We start from the raw sequence: 541 nt of genomic DNA, 5'->3' as shown, positions 1-541 counted from the left end.
CTGAACTGCCCCAGGTTTCCCGCCGCTCCTATGTGGGTTGAAGCTCTCGGCTGAGAGCGGCGTAGTAGCTCTGCTCGAACTCGATGGGCGGGACGTAACCCAGGGACGAGTGAAGCCGTTCATTGTTGTACCACTCGACCCACGCGGCGGTGGCGTACTCAACGTCCGAGATCGTCTTATACGGCCCATCGTGGAAGATCGACGACCGGATGCACTCGGCTTTGTACAGACCGTTGATCGTCTCCATGAGCGCGTTGTCGTAGGCGTCACCGACGCTGCCTATCGAGGGTGCTATCCCCTGCAGAGCGAGGCGCTCAGTGAACGCTACAGATGTATATTGACTGCCCGCATCCGAGTGGCTGATCAGCGTCTTCGGTGCTACCGGGCGCCCCTCGCGGTCTCGTTGCCATAGCGCCATCCGCAACGGGATCGTGACCAGGTCGGCGTGCCTTGTCGTGGCGGCATTCCAGGCAACGATGCGCTGGGCGAACACGTCGACGATGAACGCCACGTAGGTGAAGCCGGCCCACGTTCGGACGTA

The 541-nt window shown here is 61.6% G+C and carries 1 protein-coding gene; it reads right to left on the bottom strand.

Annotation, left to right across the window (positions count from 1 at the left end; genetic code table 11):
* Nucleotides 1–28: 28 nt before the first annotated feature.
* The coding region (locus R4P08_RS18430; protein ID WP_317815313.1) for an IS3 family transposase at nucleotides 29–541 on the bottom strand (513 nt) is incomplete at its 5' end.

The organism is Rhodococcus sp. IEGM 1408, from assembly GCF_033142235.1.
Taxonomy (GTDB): domain Bacteria; phylum Actinomycetota; class Actinomycetes; order Mycobacteriales; family Mycobacteriaceae; genus Dietzia.
This window is presented reverse-complemented; position numbering and strand designations above follow the sequence as displayed.